Annotated in this window: 27 protein-coding genes; 17 read left to right on the forward strand and 10 right to left on the reverse strand. The window is 46.3% G+C overall.

Going from position 1 to position 24761, the window contains the following annotated elements; all coding sequences use genetic code 11:
- Positions 1-74: 74 nt before the first annotated feature.
- The 8 genes from holB (at position 75) to ABCW47_RS12680 (ending at position 7106) form a co-directional block, all read left to right on the forward strand.
- Complete coding sequence (holB, locus tag ABCW47_RS12645; RefSeq protein WP_343210300.1) at positions 75-1070, forward strand: DNA polymerase III subunit delta'; 996 nt, start codon at positions 75-77, stop codon at positions 1068-1070.
- Positions 1063-1959, forward strand: a complete 897-nt coding sequence (locus ABCW47_RS12650; protein WP_343210301.1) for a PSP1 domain-containing protein — start codon at positions 1063-1065, stop codon at positions 1957-1959. Before holB ends, ABCW47_RS12650 begins: the two co-directional genes overlap by 8 nt.
- 1 nt (position 1960) lies before the next feature.
- On the forward strand, positions 1961-2725 hold the full coding sequence (locus ABCW47_RS12655; RefSeq protein WP_343210302.1) for a tRNA1(Val) (adenine(37)-N6)-methyltransferase: 765 nt from the start codon (positions 1961-1963) through the stop codon (positions 2723-2725).
- Positions 2726-2755: 30 nt separating this feature from the next.
- A complete protein-coding gene (gene rsmI, locus ABCW47_RS12660; protein ID WP_343210303.1) occupies positions 2756-3598 on the forward strand; it encodes a 16S rRNA (cytidine(1402)-2'-O)-methyltransferase in 843 nt (280 codons plus the stop codon).
- Positions 3599-3700: 102 nt separating this feature from the next.
- Complete coding sequence (locus ABCW47_RS12665; protein ID WP_343210304.1) at positions 3701-4282, forward strand: nucleoside recognition domain-containing protein; 582 nt, start codon at positions 3701-3703, stop codon at positions 4280-4282.
- 26 nt (positions 4283-4308) lie between these two features.
- Positions 4309-4836: a spore maturation protein gene (locus ABCW47_RS12670; RefSeq protein WP_343210305.1), complete on the forward strand. Its 528-nt coding sequence runs from the start codon at positions 4309-4311 to the stop codon at positions 4834-4836.
- Between the two features lie 151 nt (positions 4837-4987).
- On the forward strand, positions 4988-6013 hold the full coding sequence (locus tag ABCW47_RS12675; protein ID WP_343210306.1) for an SIR2 family protein: 1026 nt from the start codon (positions 4988-4990) through the stop codon (positions 6011-6013).
- 40 nt (positions 6014-6053) lie between these two features.
- The gene (locus ABCW47_RS12680; RefSeq protein ID WP_343210307.1) at positions 6054-7106 is read left to right on the forward strand and encodes a GmrSD restriction endonuclease domain-containing protein; all 1053 of its coding nucleotides are present in this window, start codon (positions 6054-6056) and stop codon (positions 7104-7106) included.
- Positions 7107-7179: 73 nt separating this feature from the next.
- Here ABCW47_RS12680 and ABCW47_RS12685 read toward each other — a convergent pair whose 3' ends face one another.
- The 6 genes from ABCW47_RS12685 to ABCW47_RS12705 all read right to left on the reverse strand — a co-directional run bounded on the left by ABCW47_RS12685 (position 7180) and on the right by ABCW47_RS12705 (position 11880).
- The gene (locus tag ABCW47_RS12685; RefSeq protein ID WP_343210435.1) at positions 7180-7536 is read right to left on the reverse strand and encodes an arsenate reductase family protein; all 357 of its coding nucleotides are present in this window, start codon (positions 7534-7536) and stop codon (positions 7180-7182) included.
- Between the two features lie 60 nt (positions 7537-7596).
- Positions 7597-8058 (reverse strand): YbhB/YbcL family Raf kinase inhibitor-like protein, encoded by a 462-nt coding sequence (locus ABCW47_RS12690; RefSeq protein ID WP_343210308.1) that lies wholly within the window; start codon positions 8056-8058, stop codon positions 7597-7599.
- Positions 8059-8210: 152 nt separating this feature from the next.
- Positions 8211-8717 (reverse strand): immunoglobulin-like domain-containing protein, encoded by a 507-nt coding sequence (locus ABCW47_RS15145; RefSeq protein ID WP_425516086.1) that lies wholly within the window; start codon positions 8715-8717, stop codon positions 8211-8213.
- Positions 8718-8830: 113 nt separating this feature from the next.
- Positions 8831-10138: an MFS transporter gene (locus ABCW47_RS12695; protein WP_343210309.1), complete on the reverse strand. Its 1308-nt coding sequence runs from the start codon at positions 10136-10138 to the stop codon at positions 8831-8833.
- Positions 10139-10325: 187 nt separating this feature from the next.
- Positions 10326-10985: a TetR/AcrR family transcriptional regulator gene (locus ABCW47_RS12700; RefSeq protein ID WP_343210310.1), complete on the reverse strand. Its 660-nt coding sequence runs from the start codon at positions 10983-10985 to the stop codon at positions 10326-10328.
- A gap of 115 nt (positions 10986-11100) precedes the next feature.
- A complete protein-coding gene (locus tag ABCW47_RS12705) occupies positions 11101-11880 on the reverse strand; it encodes a TraX family protein (protein ID WP_343210311.1) in 780 nt (259 codons plus the stop codon).
- Positions 11881-12268: 388 nt separating this feature from the next.
- On the opposite strand from ABCW47_RS12705, the gene ABCW47_RS12710 reads away from it, so the two are divergent.
- The 8 genes from ABCW47_RS12710 (at position 12269) to ABCW47_RS12745 (ending at position 20045) form a co-directional block, all read left to right on the forward strand.
- Positions 12269-13168 carry a hypothetical protein gene (locus tag ABCW47_RS12710; RefSeq protein WP_343210312.1) on the forward strand — a complete coding sequence of 300 codons (900 nt, stop codon included), beginning with the start codon at positions 12269-12271 and terminating at the stop codon, positions 13166-13168.
- 423 nt (positions 13169-13591) lie between these two features.
- Positions 13592-14353, forward strand: a complete 762-nt coding sequence (locus ABCW47_RS12715) for a DeoR/GlpR family DNA-binding transcription regulator (RefSeq protein ID WP_343210313.1) — start codon at positions 13592-13594, stop codon at positions 14351-14353.
- Between the two features lie 280 nt (positions 14354-14633).
- Complete coding sequence (gene phnX, locus ABCW47_RS12720; protein WP_343210314.1) at positions 14634-15473, forward strand: phosphonoacetaldehyde hydrolase; 840 nt, start codon at positions 14634-14636, stop codon at positions 15471-15473.
- Positions 15470-16588 carry a phosphonoacetaldehyde reductase gene (locus ABCW47_RS12725; RefSeq protein WP_343210315.1) on the forward strand — a complete coding sequence of 373 codons (1119 nt, stop codon included), beginning with the start codon at positions 15470-15472 and terminating at the stop codon, positions 16586-16588. The genes phnX and ABCW47_RS12725 overlap by 4 nt, the downstream gene beginning before the upstream one ends.
- Before the next feature lie 35 nt (positions 16589-16623).
- Positions 16624-17562, forward strand: coding sequence for a phosphate/phosphite/phosphonate ABC transporter substrate-binding protein (locus ABCW47_RS12730; RefSeq protein ID WP_343210316.1), 939 nt, complete (start codon positions 16624-16626; stop codon positions 17560-17562).
- 65 nt (positions 17563-17627) lie between these two features.
- Positions 17628-18434 carry a phosphonate ABC transporter ATP-binding protein gene (gene phnC, locus ABCW47_RS12735; protein WP_343210317.1) on the forward strand — a complete coding sequence of 269 codons (807 nt, stop codon included), beginning with the start codon at positions 17628-17630 and terminating at the stop codon, positions 18432-18434.
- Complete coding sequence (locus tag ABCW47_RS12740; RefSeq protein ID WP_343210318.1) at positions 18400-19203, forward strand: PhnE/PtxC family ABC transporter permease; 804 nt, start codon at positions 18400-18402, stop codon at positions 19201-19203. The genes phnC and ABCW47_RS12740 overlap by 35 nt, the downstream gene beginning before the upstream one ends.
- On the forward strand, positions 19200-20045 hold the full coding sequence (locus ABCW47_RS12745) for a PhnE/PtxC family ABC transporter permease (RefSeq protein WP_343210319.1): 846 nt from the start codon (positions 19200-19202) through the stop codon (positions 20043-20045). Before ABCW47_RS12740 ends, ABCW47_RS12745 begins: the two co-directional genes overlap by 4 nt.
- Positions 20046-20103: 58 nt before the next feature.
- On the opposite strand, the gene ABCW47_RS12750 is transcribed toward ABCW47_RS12745, so the two are convergent.
- From ABCW47_RS12750 to ABCW47_RS12765, 4 genes are all read right to left on the reverse strand, one after another.
- Positions 20104-20820 carry an ABC transporter permease gene (locus ABCW47_RS12750; RefSeq protein ID WP_343210320.1) on the reverse strand — a complete coding sequence of 239 codons (717 nt, stop codon included), beginning with the start codon at positions 20818-20820 and terminating at the stop codon, positions 20104-20106.
- Complete coding sequence (locus tag ABCW47_RS12755; RefSeq protein ID WP_343210321.1) at positions 20817-21497, reverse strand: fluoroquinolone export ABC transporter permease subunit; 681 nt, start codon at positions 21495-21497, stop codon at positions 20817-20819. Before ABCW47_RS12755 ends, ABCW47_RS12750 begins: the two co-directional genes overlap by 4 nt.
- Positions 21494-22342 carry an ABC transporter ATP-binding protein gene (locus ABCW47_RS12760; RefSeq protein WP_343210322.1) on the reverse strand — a complete coding sequence of 283 codons (849 nt, stop codon included), beginning with the start codon at positions 22340-22342 and terminating at the stop codon, positions 21494-21496. The genes ABCW47_RS12755 and ABCW47_RS12760 overlap by 4 nt, the downstream gene beginning before the upstream one ends.
- 79 nt (positions 22343-22421) lie before the next feature.
- Positions 22422-23009 carry a TetR/AcrR family transcriptional regulator gene (locus ABCW47_RS12765; protein WP_343210323.1) on the reverse strand — a complete coding sequence of 196 codons (588 nt, stop codon included), beginning with the start codon at positions 23007-23009 and terminating at the stop codon, positions 22422-22424.
- 213 nt (positions 23010-23222) lie between these two features.
- On the opposite strand from ABCW47_RS12765, the gene ABCW47_RS12770 reads away from it, so the two are divergent.
- The gene (locus ABCW47_RS12770; RefSeq protein ID WP_343210324.1) at positions 23223-24758 is read left to right on the forward strand and encodes an alkaline phosphatase; all 1536 of its coding nucleotides are present in this window, start codon (positions 23223-23225) and stop codon (positions 24756-24758) included.
- The last annotated feature ends 3 nt before the right edge of the window (positions 24759-24761 follow it).

Raw genomic sequence — 24761 nt, forward strand, 5'->3', positions numbered from 1 at the left:
CGGTGCTTTTGCTGCCTGCATCCGGCCCTTTCCGGTACAGAGAAAAAACACAGAGGAAAGGCAGGGGAACAGATATGGCGGATTTCAGTCAGATTATTGGACAAGATAGTATAATTGAACATTTTCAGAAAGCCATAACGGAGAACCTTGTCTCCCATGCCTATATTATCAATGGGGAAGACGGTTCCGGCAAGATGCTGCTGGCGAAGGCATTTGCTAAACAGCTTCAGTGCCAGGGGGAGGGAGAACGCCCCTGCGGCAGCTGTCAGTCCTGTATGCAGTTAGAGAGCGGAAACCATCCGGATGTGATTTATGTCACCTATGAGAAAACAGGTATCGGTGTGGATGATATCCGCAGCCAGATCAACAATACAGTCGACATTAAACCTTACAGCAGCCCCTTCAAGATCTATATTGTGGATGAAGCACATAAGATGACGGAGCAGGCCCAGAATGCCCTTTTAAAGACCATTGAGGAGCCGCCGGACTACGCTGTTATTCTGCTGCTCACCGATAATGTGAACAGGCTTCTGCCCACGATCCAGTCCAGATGTGTCCTGCTGCAGACCAAACCAGTTGCGGCACCGTTGATCAAAGCATATTTGATGGAGAAAAAAGGGGTTCCGGACTATGCGGCCGAACTGGCTGCAGCTTTTTCTCAGGGCAATGTGGGTAAAGCGATCCGATTTGCCGCCTCCGAACATTTTATGGAGATGAAGGAGGAGGTCTTAGTTCTGCTGAAAAATCTGTATGAGATGAGTATGCAGGATCTGATCAACGGGATGCACCGTCTGTCGGAGCGCAAGAGGGAGATCGACGACTGTATAGATTTTATGATATTGTGGTACCGGGACGTCTGCATGTTCAAGGTTACCAGGGATGCCAATCTGCTGCTTTATAAAGAAGAGATACGGCATATTACGAAACACGCCAGCAAAATCAGCTATGAGGGAATAGAAAAATGTATTCAGGCCATGGAGAAGGCGAAAGCCAGGCTCAGGGCCAATGTTAATTTTGATATCACCATTGAGATGCTGCTGCTTACCTTAAAGGAGAATGGAAATGGTTAAAGTAATAGGAGTCCGGTTCCGCAAGGCCGGAAAGATCTACTACTTCGACCCGCTGGAATTTGATATCAAGCAGGGAGATGAAGTGATTGTCGAGACGGCCAGAGGCATTGAGTTCGGCCATGTGGTGATCGGCGTCAGGGAACTGAAGGAAGAAGATATCGTGCATCCGCTGAAACCGGTGCTGCGTATGGCTACAATGGAAGATGTGAAGAGAGATCATGAAAACCGCATCAAGGAGCGGGAGGCCTTTCATATCTGCCTGGAGAAAATTGCCAAGCACGGCCTGGAGATGAAGCTGATCGATGTAGAATATACCTTTGATAATAATAAAGTGCTGTTTTATTTTACCGCAGATGGAAGAATTGATTTCAGAGAGCTGGTTAAGGATCTGGCCTCTGTCTTTAAAACCAGAATAGAACTGCGCCAGATTGGGGTCAGAGACGAGACGAAGATTGTGGGAGGCCTGGGAATCTGCGGCCGTCCGCTGTGCTGCCATACACACCTGTCCGAGTTTGTCCCGGTGTCGATCAAGATGGCAAAAGAGCAGAATCTGTCATTAAACCCATCTAAAATATCCGGTGTGTGCGGCAGATTGATGTGCTGTCTGAAACATGAGGAAGCGGCTTATGAAGAGCTTAACGGCAAGCTTCCGAATGTGGGAGACCGGGTAACCACCTCGGAGAACTTAAAGGGCGAGGTACAGAGCGTCAATGTTCTGAAACAGATGGTCAAAGTAGTTGTAGAACTGGAAAATGACGAGAAGGATGTCCGGGAATACCGGGTGGAGGAACTGAAATTCAGGCCCCGCCGCAAGAAAGAGAAGGTCGTCCTGGATGATGAATTAAAGAATTTGGAACTGCTTGAGAAAAAGGAAGGAACCCTCTATTGATATGAGAACGGACGGAAATGATCCGGCTGCTGATTCCCTGGTTAAAGAGGGGGAGAGGCTGGATGAACTGCAGAGAAACGGATACCGTATCATACAGCATCCCGCGAAGTTCTGCTTTGGAATGGATGCTGTGCTGCTGTCTGGATTTGCCAGAGTTAAGTCTGGCGAGAGGGCTCTGGACCTGGGGACGGGAACCGGGATTATTCCGATTCTGCTTGAGGCAAAGACGGAAGGCGCCTGTTTTCATGGCCTTGAGATTCAGGAAGAAAGTGCGGATATGGCCCGCAGAAGTGTCCGTTTGAACGGACTGGAAGAAAAGATTACAATTACCACAGGAGATATTAAGGAAGCTTCCCGCCTTTACGGGGGAGCTTCCTTTGATGTCGTTACGGTAAACCCGCCTTATATGAACAACCATCACGGCCTGGTCAATCCTGAGCTTCCCATGGCGATTGCCCGGCACGAACTCCTGTGTAATCTGGAGGATGTGGTGAGGGAGGGCAGCAGGGTGCTGAAGGAGCGGGGAAGGCTGTATATGGTTCACCGGCCTTTCCGGCTGAATGAGATTATGCAGACGCTGACGAGATATCATCTGGAACCGAAGCGGATGAAGTTCGTTCATCCCTACATAGACAGGGAGCCGAATATGGTGTTGATCGAGGCGGTTAAGGGCGGTGGGTCCATGGTGAAGGTGGAAGCGCCCCTGATCGTATATAAGGAGCCGGGGAAATATACCCGGGAAATCTATGATATTTACGGGTACTGATGCAAAAAATGCTTCGGAATGGAGATAAGTATGGCCGGAAAACTTTATTTGTGTGCGACGCCCATCGGGAATCTGGAGGATATTACCCTCCGGGTTTTAAGGACCCTGAAAGAGGTGGATCTGATTGCGGCGGAAGATACCAGACACAGTATTAAGCTGCTAAATCACTTCGAGATAAAGACGCCCATGACCAGCTATCATGAATTTAATAAATATGAGAAAGCGAAGGTTCTGGTAGGACGGCTTCTGGAAGGAAAAAATATTGCGCTGGTCACCGACGCCGGTACGCCGGGCATATCCGATCCCGGGGAGGAGCTGGTGAAGATGGCCTACGAGGCGGGGATTGAAGTTACTTCTCTTCCGGGACCGGCGGCATGTATCACAGCGCTGACTTTATCTGGTTTGTCTACGAGACGGTTTGCCTTTGAAGCCTTTCTGCCGTCTGAGAAGAAAGAGCGGGCCGGTATTCTGGAAGAATTAAAGCAGGAAACCAGGACGATTATAATCTATGAAGCGCCTCACAGGCTTAGAAAGACACTTGAGGAACTGTATGCAGTTCTGGGAGAACGTAATTTGACGGTTTGCAGGGAATTGACCAAGAAATATGAGACAGCTTTTCGCACCACTTTTTCTGAGGCGGTGTTATATTATGAAGCCAATGAACCGAAGGGGGAGTGCGTGCTGGTCATTGAAGGTCGTTCCAGAGCCCAGATGGAGGAAGAAATCAGGGAAAGCTTCCGCGGTCAGACGGTGCAGGAGCATATGGAGATTTATCTGTCCCAGGGGATGGACAAAAAGAGTGCGATGAAGAAGGTGGCGGCGGACCGGGGGGTTCCCAAGAGGGAAATCTATCAGGCGCTGTTAGAAGAATAAATGGAAAAGCCGGACGCAGCCGCCATTTTCATGCTGTGTGGGGCTGTGAGCGAATAATCATATCAACTCTCTAATATAGTGGATTAGGGAGTTGATTTTTTTATGCTGAATTATATCTGGGCGGGAATGATCCTGATAGGAGTTGTCCTGGGAGTATTGCAGGGAAATGGAGAGGTGATCGGAACTCAGGCGCTGACCAGCGCCAAGGAGGCGGTCAGCCTCTGTGTCACTATGCTGGGAGTTATGACGCTTTGGTCCGGTCTGATGGAGGTGGCGAGGGAAGGCGGGTTGATTAAGGCCCTGGTGAAGGTCTTAAGTCCGCTTATTACGCTGTTGTTTCCGGATATTCCCAGGGATCATGTGGCAAGAGAATACATAGCCTCAAACTTTGTCGCCAACTTTTTGGGCCTTGGATGGGCAGCCACGCCCCTTGGACTGAAAGCGATGAAGGAACTTAAGAAATTAAACCGGGATTCGGAGCGGGCCAGCTGCGATATGTGTACCTTTCTGATTATGAATATTTCTTCGCTCCAGCTGATTCCTATTAATATTATTGCCTACCGGAGCCAGTACGGTTCGGTAAAACCAACGGCAATATTAGGAGCCGCGATTGTGGCTACCTGTATATCTACCCTGGCGGGCATCCTGTTTGCTGTCATTGCCAGAAAGGTATCCAGAGATTAAGTGAATCCGAGCGGAGGGGTGCAAACGTGAATTTTCTGGTTTATTTGTCGGACTATATGATTCCGATTGTTATTTTTTATATTGTGGCCTATGGGCTGTTAAATAAGGTGGATGTCTATGATACCTTCGTGCGGGGAGCCAAGGACGGGATGAAGGTGGTAGCCGGTATCCTGCCGACACTGGTGGGACTGATGGTGGCGGTTGGCATTTTAAGAGCCTCCGGCGCTATGGACTTCCTGTGCAGAGCCGTGGAACCGCTGATGGATCAGGTCGGATTTCCGGCGGCAGTGCTTCCTCTTATTGTTGTAAAAATGTTTTCTTCTTCCGCGGCCAGCGGCCTGCTGCTGGACCTGTTTAAACAGTTCGGCCCGGATTCCTTTGAGGGGAATCTGGGGTCTGTTCTGCTGAGCAGTACGGAGACGATTTTTTATACTATGTCCATCTACTTTATGACTGCGGGCGTAAAGAAGAGCCGCTATACACTGGCGGGAGCTCTGGTGGCTACATTAACCGGGATCGTTGCCAGTCTGGTGCTGGTTAAGATTATGATGTGAGGGGTACAAACCGGTCTGAGACGGAAGAAAGCGGACTGCCATAAAATCCTTGAAGGAACGAAAAAAGTTCCGTATACTACAAGTAGGATGAAACGTGAAGTCTGTTTAGAGGCAGTATCGCAGAGAAATCTGCGATATGCAGGGGTATGAGATGAAGAAACTAATGATAATGATCGGAAATGGAATCACCATTGATCTGATTGGGCGGCTGGGGCTGTCAGACCGGATCGACACCAGTAATTTGTTTAAAAACGGAGATTCCGTCGTATGGCCGGACGGACAGAATGAACAGGGCTTTCTCTCTTATAAATACTGCCACAATCTCTGGAATCTGGGAGCCAGATCCTACATGGACATAAGCGACGCTTCCCAGCTGATCGAGGATATTATTTCCTGTATCAATATGATGCCGAAGAATATGGACTCTGTGGGATCAAAGAGAAAGGACAATATTTATCTGAACGCCTATTATGAGCTGGCGGCTTATTTAAAACACCTGTTTATCTTATACGACGGTATGGTGCGGGAAGAGGATATGCAGAAGAGGGAAATACTGGACTGGGGCTGGTACAAGCTGATCAAGAATGCTTATGCAAATCCGGAGTACAGTGAGATTATCATCGTTACCTATAATTATGATGTGTTCCTGGAGCGGCTTTTAATGGCTCACAATATCCCCTTTGACGTGCTGCCGGTGGCGGAACAGGGTAATAAAATCAAGCTGATTAAACCACACGGCTCCATCAGCTTTGCCCACAATAAGAAAAATGACCGGATTTCCTATGGGATAAGGAAGGACTCGGTTATGTATGAGGCGGATATCCATGATTTTAATGTTATCTATGAAGGGATGGATGACAATTTCCTGGTGAGCGCCCTGATTCCTCCTTCCGGCGATTCCAGCCGCCTTACCTACCGATGGGCGGATCAGCTGCGGCAGGAAGTGAAGGCGAAGGCTTCTTCTTTGCAGGAGGGGGACAAGTTTATTCTTTCGGGACTTTCATACTGGCATGTGGACCGCAAGGAGATTGACGATGTGTTAAACAGCCTGGACAGCAGGCTTCAGATGTATATGATTAATCCCAGGCCGCCCCGGGCGCTGAATGCGGTTTTATCCTGTGTGTTTGATAATTACGTTTTATATACCAGAGCGGATAATCTGGGCGGATTGATATGAAGAGGCCGGCGGTATTCTTCCTGCCGGAAAGGAGGCCAAGATGAGTAATATTGCAATATTGAAGCGGGATTCTACCAAGATTACAATCTCTGAGTTTTATGAGAGATATAATCTGGATAAATATAATTTTCAGCCCAGATATCAGAGGCGAAGCGATGTCTGGGATATGGAGAAGCAGTCTTTCCTGATCGATTCTATCTTAAAGAATTATCCTATGCCGCCTATTTTTCTTCATCAGCGTATTGATGAGGCCAGCGGGTCCACCAAGTATGATGTGATAGACGGGAAACAGAGGCTGACGGCCATCACGGAGTTTTTGAAAAACCGGATTCCCCTTCCCCAGGACTTCGACGAGGGGGCTTTTGGCAATTCCAAGTTAAACGGGATCTATTTTCAGGATCTGGAAGGAGAACTGGCAGAATATAAGAAACAGCTATGGCGGTATGTGATCACGGTGGAGTATATTGACAGTGATGAGCTGGATATCATTGATAATGTATTTGACCGGCTGAACCGGAACGGAGAACCCCTGGAGCCCCAGGAACTGAGAAAGGCCAAGTATCACAATACGCTTCTTCTGGATCTGATTATGAAGGCGGTTAGTTATATTGACTGGTCCAAGCTGGAGAAGATCCGGTTTAACCGAATGCAGGATACGGAATTTGTATCGGAGCTGGTCTTCTATCTGCTGGACGGAGAGGCGGCGGACGGTATCTCAAGGACAAGCCTGGATGAGAAATATGAAAAATGGTCAGTGAAGTTAACCAGAGAGAAGCAGGAAGAGTGCATCGAGAATTTCAGAACTATTGTGGACTATTTAAACCATCTGGAACTGGACTTTGATGCCTACCGGATCAAGGGAGTCAGCCATTTTTATGCGCTGTTTGCTTTCTGTTATGAATGTATCAGAAGGAATGCCGATATCGGAAAGGTATCCGGAAGGCTGAATGAGTTTTACCGTCTGGTGAGAGCCGGACAGAGCAACTATAAAGATGTGGAAGGATACCGGATCAGTATGCAGTCCAACACGAGAGCCAAATTCCAGAGAAAGAAGAGAATTGACTGTCTGATTAATTTCTGTCTGGAAAATTAATAATGATTAAGAAGAAAGAGGATGCGGCAAAACTGCATCCTCTTGGTGTGTATGAAGTCCGCATAGTGGGCGGTCAATTTTTTGCCAGTTTTTCCAGCCATTCGGCTTCTTTAAACCCCGTAAGAACAAAATCATCCGCGATAATCAGGGGACGTTTCACCAGCATACCGTCGGTAGCCAGCAGAGCGATCTGCTCTTCTTCCGTCATATCCGGGAGTTTTTCCTTCAGATTCATGCTTTTATACAGCATACCGGAAGTGTTAAAGAACTTCTTAAGGGGATACCCGCTCCGCCCATACCATTCGGTCAGCTCTGGCCCGGTAGGGTTGTTCTCCTTGATATGCCGGTCTTCATATTCAATCTGATGCTCATCCAGCCATTTCTTTGCTTTCTGGCAGGTGGAGCACTTGGGATATTCGATAAATAATATACGTTTCATAGCATCGCTTCCTTCCTGTCTCTTCTGTATTCACTTCAATTGCACAGCATATCACCGGTAGTGCCCGGTAAGAACCCCCTGCTGCAAAATATGCCCCTGCATGGCAGAGAGCAGATCTTTCTTTCTCTTTCCAGCGTCCAGATCCAGCAGACAGTCTAGGACGTACACTTTATAGTGATATACGTGCGACCACCGAAACGGCGGCTTAGGGCCCCGGTATCTGTTTCTTCCATATCCGATCCCCTGAACCGCGCCTCCCAGAGAGGGAACGCATTTGCCGTGGGGGATATTCCCGGGTATTACTGCCGCGGCAGGGATATTCCATATAATCCAGTGGTTATATGCCGGAATCGGGTGTCCCATATCATTCATGATTATAGCGATAGAGACAGCCTCCCGGCTTAATCCGGTTAAGACTAATTCGGGTGAACGGTCTTCTCCATGGCCTGTATGGCAGAGAGGAATGAGACCGCCGTCTTCAAAACAGGGCGAGGAAACAACAAGTTTATCCATTTTATTACCTCCCTGAACATATTTTTTATACAGGTTAATCCTATATATCATGTAGGATAGCATATTATTTTATATATTGCATCATTCTTTTTATCTTAAAACAAGAAAAACAGTTGAAGATTTGTTCCTAATCTTCAACTGTTTTGTTAGTGCTACTCAATGTAAAACTCATAGCATACAAAATAAATATCTTGCGAGTCTGATTCGTTGTATACTTCGACATTAAGACGGTATGTACCAGGAATTAACTTTATTAATTCAGATGAAAAAAATTGAATATCCGAGGTTTCCCCGGGTTGTACGTAAAACCAATCAATATAGTCAAAGCCGCGAGGTCTGTTTACAGGAACATTATACCAGGCTTCATCGAGAAAAAAATCGAGATAACAGTGATTTCCAAGAGTACCATGTGATAATGTATGAACGGACTTATTGTGCAAAGTAAAAGTATAGGTGCCATGCTTCTTATATATTTCTTTTTTACTTGTTAAATAGATTTCAGAGGATGACAAAAATTCACTATCCCGAAAATAGCTACGGGATAATGTGCTTTTATCATTCAAATCACCAGACGGCTGCCTGTTAGAACAACCACATAAAATTAATAGTAGAACAATTGATAAACAAAATTTAACTTTCATAATAATTCCCTTGTCCATCGACGCTATATATTATCAATATAACATAGGAACAAAAGCATTGAAAGATAAATAATATGAGACATAATGAGGAGCTGTCTGCAGACAAAATATCTACAAACAGCTCCTATCGTTTAGTCTTCCTGAACGATGGTGTCTGTCGTCAGCATAGACTTCCCAGAGGACTGTTCCAGAGAAGCAAAGATCCGGCCGGAACCCGCTGCGATCAGGCCGCAGATAAGCGCAGCACCGAACAAAATTAAATAATTTTGATTCCGGAACACATCAAAAAGTACGCCGTAAATAGCCTGCCCCAGAGGCTGTGCGCACATGGCAAGAGCAAGGACGCAGGATATTACCTTGCCGATGAGATGGTCGGGCGTCTCTCGCTGAATAAATGCCAGCATCTGGATACTGAACATGGTGGAGAGCATCATCAGGACAAAGCTGCAGGCCGCGATTACCAGATAAGCATAAAACGGCGCTATCGGCAGTAGAAAGACCAGACCCATGGGAAGCATGGCAATACATCCTGCAAACAACGTTAGATGTGCATTGCCCACCCGCAGTTTATCTTTCAGGATACCTACCATAACCCCTCCGAACAGACCGCCCGCGGCAAGGGCTCCCTGGGAGTATCCATACAGCTGGTCAGAGATTCCAAGGTCCCTTTTAATCAGAACCGGAAGGCCCACGATCAGCATGGCGCTTAAGAACAGGTTAAAAAGAGCTACAATAGTCACTACTTTCCAGATGACAGGTTTTTCCTCTTTCACGAAATGTAAGCTTTCCTTCAGATCATGAACCGCGATCCGGATAATTCCCTGAGAGCTTTTTCGCCGGTTATGGGGAATACGGATAAAGATTTCCATAACGGCCGAACAGAAGAAACAGAAGATACCCACCAGAAGGATAGGGAAGAGACCGTAACTTCCGTAGAGTAGTCCGCCGATGACAGGGCCCAGCAGACCGGAGAGGGAACTGACCTGATTGATGACTGCGTTGGCGGACAAAAGATTTTCCTGAGATGCCAGAACCGGAATACTGGCCTGTACGGCAGGCTGATAGGTACCCTGAATTCCATAAAGCAGAATTAAGGTAATAATAATCAGCAGAATCAGGTTAACTTTGCCCATAAGCAGAGCGAATAACAGGGTGATAGCGGCGGTGGTAAAATCCAGGATCACCATAATATTTCTTTTATTCACCCGGTCTGCAATAATGCCTCCTATAGGGGACATGAGAATCATAGGAAGAAAAGAGCAGGCGGAGACAAGCCCGAAATAGGAGGAGGAACCGGTTATATCCAGCAGGTAAAGAGGAAGGGCAAAGCGCAGGATTGCGTTGCCGAAGAGGGAGATAATCTGGCCGATTACCACGAGCAGGAAATCCCTTTGAAATAATGGGGTTTTCGCAGGTTGCTGTAATGTTTTCTGTTTCATTCTGTTTTGCACTTGAAGACTGCCGGCTGGTGGTTGTTCCTGTACAGGAAAGAGGCAGACTTACTTCTCCTTATCTAATTTTTTGATTTATACTGTCAGCTTATGCATGCTGTCGATTATAGATACCGAACGATGGTATGTAAAATAGCTGAAAGAAAATCTGCCCCTCAGGGCAGACAATATTCCCCTATTCCTTATTCTCGGAAGCAAGTAATAAACGTCGGTAAGTCTCAACCAGCTCCAGCATACCTTCTTCTAAAATGGGAACTCCCAGATAGGTAAAAAGATCATCCAGATAATCATACTTATCCCGCAGTTCTTCCTTTGAACAGATAAATACAAGAGGATTCATCCAGATGTTTAACAGCAACAGCGTGACTTCCACCAGCTGTTTCGGATGTTCGGTGGTGATAGAACCATCCCGGATTCCTTCCTCCACTGCCGGGAGAATGAAAACGGCCGTTCCATTCACAGAGTCATATACCTGATCTGCCAGAAAGCGGGGATTTTTCATCAGATTGGGTGCTGCGGTCAGCAGCTTGTTCTGGCCCGGATTCTTAAGGGAAAGCCACAGAAGCTGTTTTAACTTCTCCAACCCGGTGAGATCCGTGCGCTGCATCATGACTGCCATATCTTCATTTGTCTTCAGATAAAGCCGCTCCGCGACAGCCTCAATAATATCATCCTTTGACTTAAAATGATGATAGATAGCCCCCTTGCTCAGATCTCCCAGAGCATCCACGATATCCTGTATGGTGGTGTGCTCATATCCCTTCTCCATAAAAAGACGGTAAGAGACGTCAAGTATCCGATTCACGGTAACCTCCGGATATTTATTGCGGGCCATTTATCCTCATCCTCTCTATACATACCAACAGTATGTATAGAGGATAGCATGAAAAATATCGGATGTCAATGAGCAAATTGAGTTTTAACAGCCGGGGACAACCGGGCCAAACCAACTAACGGTTTAGAAAGCTTCCCAACAGGAACAAGACAAAAATATGAGCGGGATAAAAAATATAAAACAGATATTTCATTCCTCTTCCTTTTTTGCCGTTATATGCCAGCATAAACGGAAGTGCGAAAACCATCATCCACTGGTAATTGAGCAGAAAGAGGTTGCTGTAACTGAAATCTGTGCCGCAGGACAAGAAGAAAAAGGCTGCACAGTATAGCAGATAGGAAAGAGCAAGTATTTTTTTATTCTTCTTTGTATAGTAGAGAAGAACACCCATAAGCACCACAATCACACCGCCTTCGCAGAGGGTCAGATTGGGCAGCAGGGCTGCGGCGGTGCGGGCCAGCCTGCCGGAGAAAAGAGGAATCTGGGCCAGGAAAATGCAGACTATGGTAGAGACAACTTGAAAAAGGATGAAGCATACCCAACCTAAAATCCCCTTTTTCCAGTCTTTTTTCAGCAGTTCAATCAATTCTACAACAACGCCCACAAGGAACAGAGTGACGAAAATATTATTGAAGAGATATGTGTAAGGATGGGGGACTGTGGAATTTAAAATCAGGTTTCCAACAGCCATAATGACCCCGAAAAAATACATGCGGCTCAGATACCGCTTCTTATCATGGGTATAGGCAAGCCCCCACACCATACAAAAGAGAAAGACCGGTGCCGAAAGACGGCCAAGCCAGCGAAACCAGACAGGGATACCGGGGATAAATTCTCCGATATGGTCAATGAGCATGAGAACAAGAGCCGTAAGTTTCAGAGCGGTAGATGACATAAAAAACCTCCATGATAAATTTTTGCCCTGGGGCGCAGGGTTTCCTTCCGGATACACGTTTTAAAATACCGGTATTATAACTCATGTAAGGTGATCTGTAAATGTAAATCGGCCGCCAGCCAGTCAGTTTACACTGTATCTTGCCTGTCCATCTGGCCGAGCCAACTTGAGCGCAATTAAAAAGGCCCCATTGCAGGGGCCTAAGAGAGGGGTAGGGATATGAAAAAGGATTTATCGTTCGAATAACTCCTGTTATTCTGTTCAAAGGTCATCTCCTTTGAACATCTTTATCATACCGTGAGCCTGTGAAGAAAATATGTTGTAAATTTGAAAATTGTGTGAAATAGAAACTATATGATATGATAAAGAAAAACGGGGAGGGATGAGCGTGAATGCATTAAAAAAGCAGCTGAAATCATATCGGGAACATCCAATTGACGGGATGCTGGCTGTATTTGGGATTTTAAGCGCAATCAAGCTGATTGTTGACTTCTTTGCAGGAGGAACGACACAGATTGCCCTGGCAGCTCTGCTGTTCTCATTTTGTTGCTTTATCCTGTTCCGGCACAGAAAGCTGTCTCGGAAGTCGATTCTGCTGGATAATCTGTATTATAAAAATCACCCGATGGTCAGTACGATCTATTATCTGCTGGACAGTGGAAAGAGGCCTTCTTCCTATTATAATAAAATGGACATAGAAGAGGCGGCGGTTTCATTTCATTACGGACAGGCGGCAGATCCGTATAAGGTTATGCAGGAATTCTGCTGGGAGTTCAGGGGACATAATAATCTGAATGAAGCGGTGAAGGTCTTCCGGCTGGTGACAGCCAAATCAGAACTGAGTCACAATATACCGGCCGAATTTCAGGCGATGGATCTGATAAGCGGTGAAAGGCTTATGATCAAGCGGGAAAATCACAGAAATGAACTATCCTATCTGGAGATACTGTTTCCTGGTAAAGGTATACTGAAGGATGCAGAATTTCATTTTTCTATTTCCATGATCTGGAAGGATGCGGTAACACTGGACTTTCCGGAAACTCTGCTTATGGACACGAGGAATTATACTGACGGGACAATTCAGCAGATGAAAATAGAGGTACTGGCCCGGACTCCGGTTTTTACGGACTGTTGTATTCAGTGTTATGAGATGGACCGAACAGATCTGGAGAGGAAACTGCTCCGAAACCTAGAATTTCAGCAGGAGAAAGAGCAGCTTGGTGTGCGGTTTAATCTGCGGCCTGAACCTGGAAAGGTTTATTTCATGGCTGTAGAGAAAATGGACTGAGCATATAAATCGGGGCATAAAAATAGCCCGGACATGAGATAACATGCCGGGGCAAACAGGAAATACATAACTTTCCGCAACCGGTCGGATGAGGGTGGGTATTACGGCCATAAGCCGTATTCTGAGAGATAGGTAATGACTGATTGTAGGAAGGGTATCAAATCATTTCACCAAAAGAGACAATAATCCGACCGACCACGGAAAAATTTATGTACTTTTAGTATAACATGGAAATTTAGCTTTGAGAGCGCCAATTCGGTGCAAATTAATACTTAAATGCTGCGAAGAAGCGCCAGATAACCCTGTGACAAGTTCAGAATATTAGTCAAGAACAGGTTTTCCTTATAAAGGCTTGAATAATTTACCCTGAGAAATTACAATATGTAATATCTATGGAAATCAGAACAGACAGGAAGAAAAACTATGATGTTATATGCGGAACGTGCAGAATTGATTATGCAGCAGCTGCAATTACGGTCTACAGTGAAAATCGGAGAACTAAGCAGGCTGCTTCATGTATCGGTAGATACGATCCGGCGGGATTTAAAAGCAATGGAGCAGCAGGGACTGATAAAATATGTACATGGCGGTGCTTGTCTGCCTGAATCGTTAACGTCTTATTTAAATTTTACCGGGCGTGAAATAGTGAACAGCGACTTAAAACGGGAGGCGTCCCATAAGGCGCTGGCATTGATAGAGGAGGGTGATGTCATTGCCCTTAATTCAGGTACAACAAATACAATACTGTCGCAGGAACTTGTGAATCTTGGCAAAGAAATTACAGTTGTAACGAACAACTATGCTGCAATTAACATATTACTGCAGAGCGAATTGATCCATTTGATTGCTGTGGGCGGAAATGTGGATTCTTTAGAACGTTCTACCTATGGATCAGTCTGTGAAAAAGAGTTTAGTCAATATTTTCCTGACATTGCCTTCCTGTCCATGAATGCGGTTAATTATGAAGATGGATTTACAGACTTTCGATTTAACGAAGCTGGCATTATTCAATTGCTGGCGAAAACCTCGAAACGGGTGATTGCGGTCATGGATTCCAGTAAGCTCGGCAAATGTTCTAAGAAGAAAATCCTTTCCAGGGAACAGGTAGACAGGGTAGTGATGGATGACAATATTTCTGAAGAGGTAAGGAAAAAATATAAGGAGTGCGGGATTGTTATTATATAGGACACATAAAAGATATGGAAGGTCCGGGCAGAAGCCCGGACCTTTTTTCTTATATAGGTAACGTCGTTCTCTATATGAGAAACCCCTCCGGGGGATCGCACTGCGGCGGTAAGGAATCGCGTTGCAAGAGCAGCCAGCGCAGGCGGAGAATCCCGCTTGCGGGATTCTTTTCTATATTTAACATATATTTTATGTCTATTTGATTGATTTTGCTGTTTTGTTCGGTGTATTATTTAGAAGAAGCGATAAAAAACAGCAAAACAAAGCAAGGAGAATTGGTGTGAAAAATAATATTGACAGGAATACAAATGAAATCCAGAAAGTTCAAATGGTTGTTTTTGACTGGGCAGGCACTACGGTAGATTATGCCTCCAGCGCCCCCAGCACCGTATTTGACCATATATTTACCGCGGCGGGCATCCGCCTTACAAAAGAAGAGATCAACCGGCCTATGGGTATGGAAAAGAAAGCGCACATACGCGAACTTTTGTCCTGTGAATCCGGAAACAGCCAGTGGCTGCAGGTTTATAACAGGCCGTGGACTGAGCAGGATGTGGAGGATTTATACCAGAAATTTGAAGATACCTTGTATCAAGTGGTCGCCGGATACAGTACTCCTATTCCGGGGGTCGTTGAAACCGTGAATGAATTGAGAGAACGGGGAATTAAAATAGGCTCTACAACCGGCTATACTTCTCAAATAATGGAGCAGGTTATACCGGGAGCCCGGGAGAAGGGGTATTGTGCAGACTGTGTTATCACCCCGGATGTAACCGGAGCCAGCCGCCCGACTCCGTTTATGCTATTTGAATGTATGCGCCGCATGAATGTCTATCCGCCCTGCACGGTGGTGAAGGTCGGCGATACTGTTTTGGATATGGCGGAAGGCAAAAATGCAGGAACATGGACCGTGGGTATCCTGACCGGTTCCAATCTGCTGGGACTGTCACAGGATGAATATGAAGCGTTGAGCCCCGAAGAACTGGCGGACCGTAAGTGTGAAATAGCAGAAATTTACCGCCAGGCCGGTGCGGATATGGTGATTGATTCGATTTCTGACCTGCCCGGCGCAATTGAGGAGTTCAATCGCCGTTTAGCGGCGGAGGAAGCGGCAAAATGAACCTTTATTACAATCCGGTGAAAACTGTGGAGGGAGCAGGAGCTTTCAGCCGCCTGCCTGAGATTTTAAAGGAAATGAAATTGACCAATGGAAGGCTTCTCGTTTTGGCATGGGGTGAAAAGGTTTTTGAACATAGGGTATTTACCTGCCTTCAAGACTTTAATGTGAAACAAGTTATTTTTGCAGCATCCAATCCTACGGTGAGCCAGCTTTTTAAGTGCTATCAGGAGACAAAGGAGTTTTCTCCTGATGCCGTTGTAGCCATTGGCGGAGGCAGTATTATGGATGTGGGTAAATCCTTGTGCTGCATGTACGGAAAAGAAATTGAAAATGAAGACGCCCTGAGAGAATTCATTGAGGATAAAAGGTTCGGAAGCCCTTCTGTACGATGGATCGGGGTTCCCACCACATCCGGAACAGGCAGTGAGGTGACTTGCTGGGCAACCATATGGGACCCGGACAAAGACGCCAAGCGTTCTGTGGAGAATCATGACAATTATGCCTATGCGGCTCTGATAGATCCCGGACTAACCGAAGGAATGCCATTAAAATTAGCCGTATCCTCTGCGTTGGATGCAGTGTGCCATGCTGTGGAAAGCTACTGGGCAAATGGAACTAACACGGTCTCCCGGGCGATGGCCCTTCGGGCTATCCATACGATCATGAGTCATATGGAAGATTTGCTTTCCGGAAAAACAGAAGCGTACAGCGCGATGGCACAGGGCAGTATGCTGGCGGGGCTGGCTTTCAGCAATACAAAAACCACGGCATGTCATTCGATTTCTTATCCATTGACCATGTATCACAATATTCCCCACGGTGCGGCTGTAGCAATGCTGTTGGCCCCGGTGCTGCAAATGAATGTGTCCAGCGTGGAGGGAATGCCGGAATTATTGGATGCCCTGGATGTTACAGGGGCCGAAATGCTGAAACAACGGATAGGCAATTTTCTCAGACGTTCCGGTCAGCCGGATACACTGGGGGAATGGGGCATTAAGCCGGAAGATCTTCCCCATCTTGCGGAATTGGGGATGACGAAAGGCCGCGCGGATAATAATCCGGTTGAAATTACAGTTATGAAAATCAAAGAGATATTGGAGTCCGTTTATTCATAAATACTGGATATTGCGCAGAGAAAGGAATTATAACTATGCAAAAAAAGATGAAAAAACTGATTGGAATAGGTTTGACGGCTTTGATGACGGTATCCATGCTCGTGGGATGCAGTTCAGGAAAAACAGCAAATGCGGATGGCCCCGGCGGTGAGGACGGAGTATTTACGATTGCGTATGCCCCGAATGAATCCACTGCTGAAAGTGCAGACGCCCGGAATGGACTTGCCAAAGATCTGAGCGAAGTTCTGGGATGTGAAGTAGAAGAAATTCAGGCAAGCGATTACAACGCTATCATTGAGGCACTGCGTACAGGGAAAGCGGATATGGCCTATATGGGTTCCCAGGCCCTGGCTTTGGGAGTAGAGCGTACCGACCTGGAGCCGATTGTCATGAAAGCGGAGGAAGGGGACCCGGAGAAGGCAATCTACCACTCTGTTCTCATCACAAGCAGCGGCAATGATCAGATTAACTCAATTGAGGATATTAAAGGTAAGACAATGGCCTTTGTTGATCCGGATTCCACTTCCGGTAATCTTGTGCCCACTGCGGAAATCATTCAGGCATTTCCGGATGATGAACTCAACTCGGACCTCCTGCATACAAACGGAGATTTCTTTGAGGCGGTCAGTTTTTCCGGTTCTCATCAGGCAGGTTTGCAGGCAGTTATAAAAGGTGATGTAGACGTGGTTCCTATTTCCGATCAGATTCTGGCTTCAGAAATTGCTCACGGCAATGCGGCTCAGGGTGATGTGAAAGTTATTCATGAGTCGGGTTCCATCCCGGCGGAAGCGATGGTTGCAGGCGAACATGTGAATCAGGAGACACGGGATAAGCTGACGGAGTTTCTGACCTCCTACGACAATGAAGAATACTTTACAGACGTTATTAAAGTGCCCGGCGCCCGTTTCGTTGAGTGCGGTATGAGCGACTATGAAGCTATTATTAAACTGAACAAGATTATTAACGAGTTCTAAATATAAGGAAAAGGCTGAACGATTTATCAAGCCAGGAATCTGGACGCATCAGAATGGAGGACAACATGGAACCTATACTAAAATTTGAAGGGGTATCTAAAAATTATCCCAACGGAGTGCATGCTCTTAAGAAGGTTACGCTGGAAGTCACGGAAGGGGAATTCATTTCTATCATCGGCCCTTCCGGGTCCGGAAAATCCACACTTCTGCGGGCTGTCAACCGGCTGATCCCGATCAGCTCCGGCACCATCTGGCTGGATGGACAGACGGTATCCGGCCAGCACGGTAAAAAACTGCGGGAACAGCGGCGTAAAGTGGGAATGATTTTTCAGAACTATAATCTGGTATACAGCTTATCCGTCCTGCAGAATGTCCTTCACGGGCGGCTGGGATACATGAATGGGTTAAAGGGTGTATTCGGGCTGTACAGCGAAGAAGATAAGCAGGAAGCATTGGACCTGCTGAAAGAGCTGGGACTGGAACAGTTCAGCTATAACCGGGCTTCTGATTTGTCAGGGGGACAGAAACAGAGAGTAGGAATCGCCCGGGCGATCATGCAGAATCCCAAAATGCTGCTGTGCGACGAACCGATTGCTTCGCTGGACCCTTCCAGTGCGAAAACGATTATGGAACTGCTTCATGCCATGACGCAAAAAAGAAATATCGCCTGTATTGTTAACCTTCATCAGCTGGATGTTGCCTTAAAATATTCCACCCGCATTATTGGTCTGTCAAAGGGAGAGATTGTTTTTGACGGTACCCCTGCCCGGTTAAACGATGAGATGATTGAACAAATCTATGGAACTTCACGGGAAAATCTCATGATTGGAGGAAGCGATGGTAACGAAACGGATGCCGCTGATTGCGCGTGATTTAAAACGGCTGTATACAGGCTTCCTGCTTGCAGCAATCATTTTATTCATTGTGTGCACCTTCCTCACGAAATTTAATGTAATGACACTGATTTCAAATGGAAATGCATTTTGGGAATTTATCACCGAAGACTTTTTACCCCCTGCTTTACCAAAATCAAGCAGGATACCGGGAATATTGTCTAGTGTTCTGGTCACCCTGGCCTTAGCCATGTCTGCTACCACAATTGCGGCCGTCCTGGCGTTCTTTGTATCGCTGTTCGGAAGCGAAAAGGTTTCCCCGTTTCCCAGAGCCGCAAAATTTGTCCGCGGCTTCGCAACCTTTCTGCGGAATATCCCGGCTTTGGTTTGGGCATTTATCCTGTTTTCTTCCTTGGGGATCGGCACAGGGGTTGGCTTTGCCGCTTTGTGCGTCACCAGCTTTGCCTTTATGGTTCGTGCTTTCATTGAGACGATGGAAGATGTTTCACAGGACTGTGTGGAAAGCCTGCAGACAGTGGGAGCAACTTTTTTGCAGCGGATATCGCAGGCGGTTCTTCCGTCCTGTTTAAGCGGCTTTTTATCCTGGTTTCTGTATTGTGTGGAAATCAATATCCGCGCCTCGACAATTGTGGGAATGGTAGGGGGCGGAGGCGTGGGCCTGACACTGTTTTCCTATATAAAAGGCTTTCGGTATGATATAGCGCTGAGTATCATTTTATTAGTCGCAGTTATGGTTATTGTAGTTGACCGGGTCACCAGTAAACTTCGAAAGGAGTTATTAAAATGAATTTAAATTCCAATGACATTGCTTTGGACATAGAATTAAAACCGGCAAAGGCAAGACGCGCAGCGCGTATTCCGGTAAAATGCAGGCAGAAAAACCGGTTTATTCCTGCTTTTCTTATCACTGTAGCAGCTTTGTCGGTTGTGAGCCTGCTTTATCTGGAAATTGACTGGGGTAAAATGGCTTCCCGTGTTCCGGAAGTGGGAAAAGTCTTCTGGAATCTGGCACATCTTAACTTGGCTAATCTGGACCTGGTACTTTCTTCGCTGATCGAAACGGTGGCTATTGCCGTGTTATCACTGCTGTATAGTCTGGCCCTGGGAATTGTGTTTGGGATGCTGGCGGCACGGAATGTATTCCGGGTGCCTGCTCTGTCTGCAATCACCCAGTCCTTCTTTACTTTTCTGAGGGCTGTGCCTACCCCTGTGTGGGTTCTGCTTATGCTGGTCTGCTTAGGGATGGGACCGGAAGCGGGAGTGGCGGGATTGTGCGTTCACACTACCGCGTTTTTTACAAAATCTTTTGCCCAGAGCTTTGAGAGTATCCCGGATGAAACGATCGAGGCGCTGGAAGTGACAGGAACAAACAGACTGAATATTTTTACAAATGCGATTTTACCGGCTGCTTTATCACAGATCGTTGCCTGGGCCGGGATGCGCCTGGAAACTAATTTTTCCGAATGTGCAATTCTTGGAATGGTCGGGGCAGGAGGCATCGGCTATGTGATTTCAACCAGCCTGCAGGGATATGATTACGGTACCGCCGGCGTTGCTATATTGCTTGTCTTTGCCGTTGCATACGGTATAGAAAGAATCTTTGTAAGAATTAAGAAAAGATTCTCTTAAAGAGAAGGAACGTTATCTCTGTTCCTTCTCCTGTGAGAGAATCTGCCATGTCCGCCTATTATTGTATATTTTTTCTTATATACCGCCGGAATAATGCCGCCGCCCATATGGCACTGATTAAAACACATACAATCAGATCAATCATATGTCCTTCCAGAACAAATTTGGCGACCCAGAAAGCCGGCGTAACGGCAAACAGGTACTGGGCCGGGCTGTGGATAAAAAAAGGAGCGGCCAAACCAATGGTCAAAAGAGATGTCATTTTTCCTACCGCCATTCCCTCTACTCTGTTTGATGACAGGGTTACGATCATCAGGGCAATCACACATCCGTATATCGAGCCGGCGGTACACAGAAGAATGGTATTCAAAGGTCCAAAACCCTCAATATGAAACAGTGCCGATACCAGCAGATTAAGGGGGATTGTGCAGGCCGTGGGAATAACAAGGCGGGAGATTACATAGCCTTTTTTGCCAAGGGGCGTAACAGACAGATAGCGGATGATACCGTCATCGGCCTCCTCCAGCATAATAAGCGCAGCGGTAAACTGGATCAATACCGGCGTCATCAGGGTCAGCGCAGCGTCGATAAGAGGATAGTAGGGGGCAATGATGCCGGGAACAGAAAAATATCCGGTTAGTTTCCTTTCGGCAAATGGGACAGCGAAGCGGAACAGAACACCCGCCAGAAATGGAATGACAGGCATGACAAAAAGCATGAAATCCTTTCTCATCTGGACCAGCATCTGTATAAAACTGATTCTTATAGCTCTCATATCCTTGCACCTCCCAGTGTTCTCCACATATCCCCGGTCATTTTATGGGCAATCATAAATAATATAACAGCCAGAATGAGCAGGCTGCAGATATCATAGAGAGGCATCTTGCTTGTACCGTTGATCAGATAAACCGCGCCGCAAAGCGGATAAAAACGCAGAAGAGGCGGAGCGGCAAACAGGCTGATCAGGGGAGGGATAAAGCATACTGCTTCCAATGGCAGCAAAGCAATAATGTACTGATTCAGGCTGCGGATTTTTGCCCCGGCGATAAGTCCCAGAAGAGAGAAAATAATGGAAGTAAGGGCGGTGACAACCAGTACAGCCGGTATATGGCGAAGGCCGGCGGCCAGGGACAGCAGCAGGGAAACGGCTGTGGAAATAAGACTCAGGGATAATACTTTTGCCAACAGGTAGTCCCTCACTTTAACCGGTGAAACCGCCAATGCGTTCAGAACTCTCTGATTTTTCTCCAGCAAAATAATTGCACCCATAAAAAACAGACCAAGTGCTGCCGGATCGGAGTAGATCATGACGGTACCTGCTATCCGACGCCATTCTTCCGGCATCAGCATCAGCACGAAACTATACAGGACAGTAAATACAGTATAAATAAAGTAAAAGCCATACTTGATCTGAAAGCGGACATCCCCGCGGAATAATTGCAATGTCTTCATACCAGCTGCCTCCCTGTTACTTCCAGAAAGATATCATTCAGATTTGGCTCGCTGCTGTGTATGGAAGTGATTCTGTTTTCTTTTACCAGGCCGGCAAGCAGCCGGTCTTCTGAAATATGAGACAGCGGACAGCTGCCTGTCTTTTCTTCTCCCTCCATATAAGTATAAGTAACTTTGGCCGCCCCCTTTTGCATGATCATGCCGCGGGGGCTGTCTAACGCCGCAATGCTGCCATTCACGATGAAGGCGACGCGGTCGCAAAGCTCGGCTGCGTCAGCCATATTGTGGGTTGTAAGCAGAATGGTTTTACCCAGTGCCTTTTCAGCAGCTATCATATCTTTCATGATGCGGCTGTTGGTGGGATCAAGTCCGCTGGTCGGTTCGTCCAAAAATATAATATCCGGATCATGGAGAAGGGCTTTGATAAAATTCAGCCGGGACCGCATCCCCTTGGAGAAATCGGACACTTTTTTATCGGCATCGTGTTCCAGTCCGATCTGCTCCAGCAGCGAATCTATGGATCTGACCTGCTTTTTATACAGGGAACCGAAAAAGAGAAGATTCTGCCGGGCCGTCAGTTTTTCATACATGGTAGAATATTCAAAATCCACACCGATTTTCTCGTAGAAATCATCTGTGTGCTGGCGGCATTCCATTCCTGCAAGCTGTGCAGTTCCGGTGTAATTTGGTATCAGCCCGGTCAGGATCTTCTGCAGTGTGGATTTGCCTGCGCCGGAAGGCCCCAGAAATCCGAAGATTTCTCCCTCCTTCACCTGAAAGCTCATTTCCTGAATAAAGGGCTGTCTCGTATAGCTGAAGGATAAATCGTTTACAGTAATTTTCATAAGAAACCTCCATATTATGACTGGATTAGTATTAATGGTCAAATAAAGGGTAAAAAATAATTTGCATGCTGCCAAACATCTATTCAAACATTTGGAGAATCAGACCTCTGATACAGAGACGAAGGGCTGCAAATACTTTGTCCTCCCCCATCTCACGCTTGTAGATCATCGTTATAAACTGACTTCGGAAAGCGGCTGCATAGTGGTCTATATTGTCTGTGGAAATATTCAGCATATTAAAAATTGTTCTTATCGTATCAGAATCATGCTCCAGATGTCCCTGGAAGGAGTCAACGGGAAGCTTACGGTAAATGATTTCCAGCTCGCCGGTCGTCATCATGCGCAGCAGACCGGAACGGTCCGCCATTACATATAATTCCAGGACGACATCCGTAACCGCTTCCACATCCCGTTTATCCGGCAGATCCCCGATCCGCTTGAATAACGTCTGTTCCATCTGCTCATGAAGCGTGAGCAAAGCCTGAAACAGCAGGGATTCCTTGGAATCATAGAACAGATAAAAAGTCCCTTTGGGAATGTTAACACGTTTTACCAGCTCGTCTACAGTGGTTCCCTTGACACCGAAGGTCATGAGACAGTAGGCAGCTTCCTCCCGCAGGCGTTTATCGATATAGGCTCTTTCTTCATCCGAAAATACTTTTGGCACAACTTTTCCCTCTTTTTGACCAATTTGTTCTTTGCAGTCATTATAGCTATATGAGTGATTCCTGTCAAGCGGTAAATAAGCCGCGCCTTTACCAGGAGAACAGTCTTCGGAGAAAGTTTTACCGGAATTTAACGGAAGCAGCGGAAAACTTTTTAAACTGAACTGCTATAGTGGAAACTGCAAGATGAAAAAACTCAGGGAGGAAAGAATTATATGAAAAAACAAAGAATACTTGCTTTGCTGCTGGTCCTTATTTTAGCAGTGTCGGTTTTTACCGGATGCAGCAGAGAGGCATCCGGGGAACAGACGGCAAAAACAGAAACAGTCATAACCCCGGTATCCGCAGAAGCTGCACAGGTTGCCGCACCAAAGTATATTTTCCTGTTTATCGGTGATGGAATGAGTTATCCGCAGATTCAAAGCGCGTCCTATTATCAGGGTGCAAAGAAAAGCGGAGGCAAGGTGGAAACCGATAATCTCAGCTTTATGGAATTTCCGGTAGCAGGCTCTGCACAGACCTTTGACAGCACGTCGTTCTGTCCGGATTCCGCATCGACCGCGACCTCAATTTCTACCGGCCATAAAACATACAGCGGTACGATAAACATGGATACAACATTTACAAAAGAATATGAGACAATTGCAGAAAAACTGAAAAAACAGATGGGCTATAAAATTGGCGTTATCAGTACGGTTAACTTAAACCATGCCACACCGGCCGCTTTTTATGCACATCAGAAATCCAGAAACAGCTACTATGAAATCGGTCTGGAGATGATTGAAAGTGAATTTGATTTCTTCGCAGGAGGCGGATTAAAGAAGGTAACCGGTGATGACGGAAACCGCACGAATCTGTACGATCTGGCGGAACAGGCCGGTTATAAAGTGGTTATGAACCAGAAAGACGCCGAGAAACTTACGAAAACAGACGGAAAGAGCATTGTCATTTCAGAAGTGCTGGCAGATGAAGACGCAATGTCTTATCAGCTGGACGCTGATAAAAATAAATCAGAATGGGTTCTGGCTGATTATGTGGAAAAAGGAATCGAATGTCTGGACAATGAAAATGGCTTCTTTATGATGGTTGAAGGCGGCAAGATCGACTGGGCCTGCCATGCAAACGACGCCGGATCTACTGTCAACGATACAATCGCCCTTGACAACGCGGTAAAAGAAGCAGTTAAATTCTACGAAAAACATCCCACAGAGACTCTGATCCTGGTAACAGGCGATCACGAGACCGGCGGTCTTACCATTGGATTCGCAGGGACAGATTATGATACCTATCTCACCAATCTGACCAATCAGAAAATCTCCTACGCTGCCTTTGATGAGAAATATGTGGCGGCCTATAAAGAAAATAAAACTTCCTTTGAAACTGTGCTCAAAGATATCAAGTCCAATTTCGGCCTGATGACAAAAAATGACAAGGATGCTTCCAAAGATTCGAAACTGGTCCTGACCGATTATGAATATAAGAAGCTGAAGGCTGCGTATGAAAAAACAATGTCGGACAGCGGAGAGGAATTAAGCCAGGAAGAATACCTGCTGTACGGAAGCTACGAACCTTTAAGCGTAACAATCACACATATTCTGAACAACAAATCAGGTATTAACTTTGCATCCTACGCACATACGGGACTTCCCGTACCGGTATTTGCGATGGGACACCGTCAAGGTATCTTCCAGGGCTTCTACGACAACACAGATATTTATCATAAACTTGCAGATATTACTGGCGTTAAATAATAC

Source organism: Anaerolentibacter hominis (genome assembly GCF_032380675.1).
In the GTDB taxonomy this organism is placed as follows: Bacteria; Bacillota; Clostridia; order Lachnospirales; family Lachnospiraceae; genus Anaerolentibacter; species Anaerolentibacter hominis.

Coding starts and splice junctions, on each gene's coding strand:
- holB (WP_343210300.1), top strand. CDS start 75: ATGGCGGATTTCAGTCAGATTATTGGACAAGATAGTATAATTGAACAT.
- ABCW47_RS12650 (WP_343210301.1), top strand. CDS start 1,063: ATGGTTAAAGTAATAGGAGTCCGGTTCCGCAAGGCCGGAAAGATCTAC.
- ABCW47_RS12655 (WP_343210302.1), top strand. CDS start 1,961: ATGAGAACGGACGGAAATGATCCGGCTGCTGATTCCCTGGTTAAAGAG.
- rsmI (WP_343210303.1), top strand. CDS start 2,756: ATGGCCGGAAAACTTTATTTGTGTGCGACGCCCATCGGGAATCTGGAG.
- ABCW47_RS12665 (WP_343210304.1), top strand. CDS start 3,701: ATGCTGAATTATATCTGGGCGGGAATGATCCTGATAGGAGTTGTCCTG.
- ABCW47_RS12675 (WP_343210306.1), top strand. CDS start 4,988: ATGAAGAAACTAATGATAATGATCGGAAATGGAATCACCATTGATCTG.
- ABCW47_RS12680 (WP_343210307.1), top strand. CDS start 6,054: ATGAGTAATATTGCAATATTGAAGCGGGATTCTACCAAGATTACAATC.
- ABCW47_RS12690 (WP_343210308.1), bottom strand. CDS start 8,058: ATGGATAAACTTGTTGTTTCCTCGCCCTGTTTTGAAGACGGCGGTCTC.
- ABCW47_RS15145 (WP_425516086.1), bottom strand. CDS start 8,717: ATGGACAAGGGAATTATTATGAAAGTTAAATTTTGTTTATCAATTGTT.
- ABCW47_RS12695 (WP_343210309.1), bottom strand. CDS start 10,138: ATGAAACAGAAAACATTACAGCAACCTGCGAAAACCCCATTATTTCAA.
- ABCW47_RS12700 (WP_343210310.1), bottom strand. CDS start 10,985: ATGGCCCGCAATAAATATCCGGAGGTTACCGTGAATCGGATACTTGAC.
- ABCW47_RS12705 (WP_343210311.1), bottom strand. CDS start 11,880: ATGTCATCTACCGCTCTGAAACTTACGGCTCTTGTTCTCATGCTCATT.
- ABCW47_RS12715 (WP_343210313.1), top strand. CDS start 13,592: ATGATGTTATATGCGGAACGTGCAGAATTGATTATGCAGCAGCTGCAA.
- ABCW47_RS12725 (WP_343210315.1), top strand. CDS start 15,470: ATGAACCTTTATTACAATCCGGTGAAAACTGTGGAGGGAGCAGGAGCT.
- ABCW47_RS12730 (WP_343210316.1), top strand. CDS start 16,624: ATGCAAAAAAAGATGAAAAAACTGATTGGAATAGGTTTGACGGCTTTG.
- phnC (WP_343210317.1), top strand. CDS start 17,628: ATGGAACCTATACTAAAATTTGAAGGGGTATCTAAAAATTATCCCAAC.
- ABCW47_RS12740 (WP_343210318.1), top strand. CDS start 18,400: ATGGTAACGAAACGGATGCCGCTGATTGCGCGTGATTTAAAACGGCTG.
- ABCW47_RS12745 (WP_343210319.1), top strand. CDS start 19,200: ATGAATTTAAATTCCAATGACATTGCTTTGGACATAGAATTAAAACCG.
- ABCW47_RS12750 (WP_343210320.1), bottom strand. CDS start 20,820: ATGAGAGCTATAAGAATCAGTTTTATACAGATGCTGGTCCAGATGAGA.
- ABCW47_RS12755 (WP_343210321.1), bottom strand. CDS start 21,497: ATGAAGACATTGCAATTATTCCGCGGGGATGTCCGCTTTCAGATCAAG.
- ABCW47_RS12760 (WP_343210322.1), bottom strand. CDS start 22,342: ATGAAAATTACTGTAAACGATTTATCCTTCAGCTATACGAGACAGCCC.
- ABCW47_RS12770 (WP_343210324.1), top strand. CDS start 23,223: ATGAAAAAACAAAGAATACTTGCTTTGCTGCTGGTCCTTATTTTAGCA.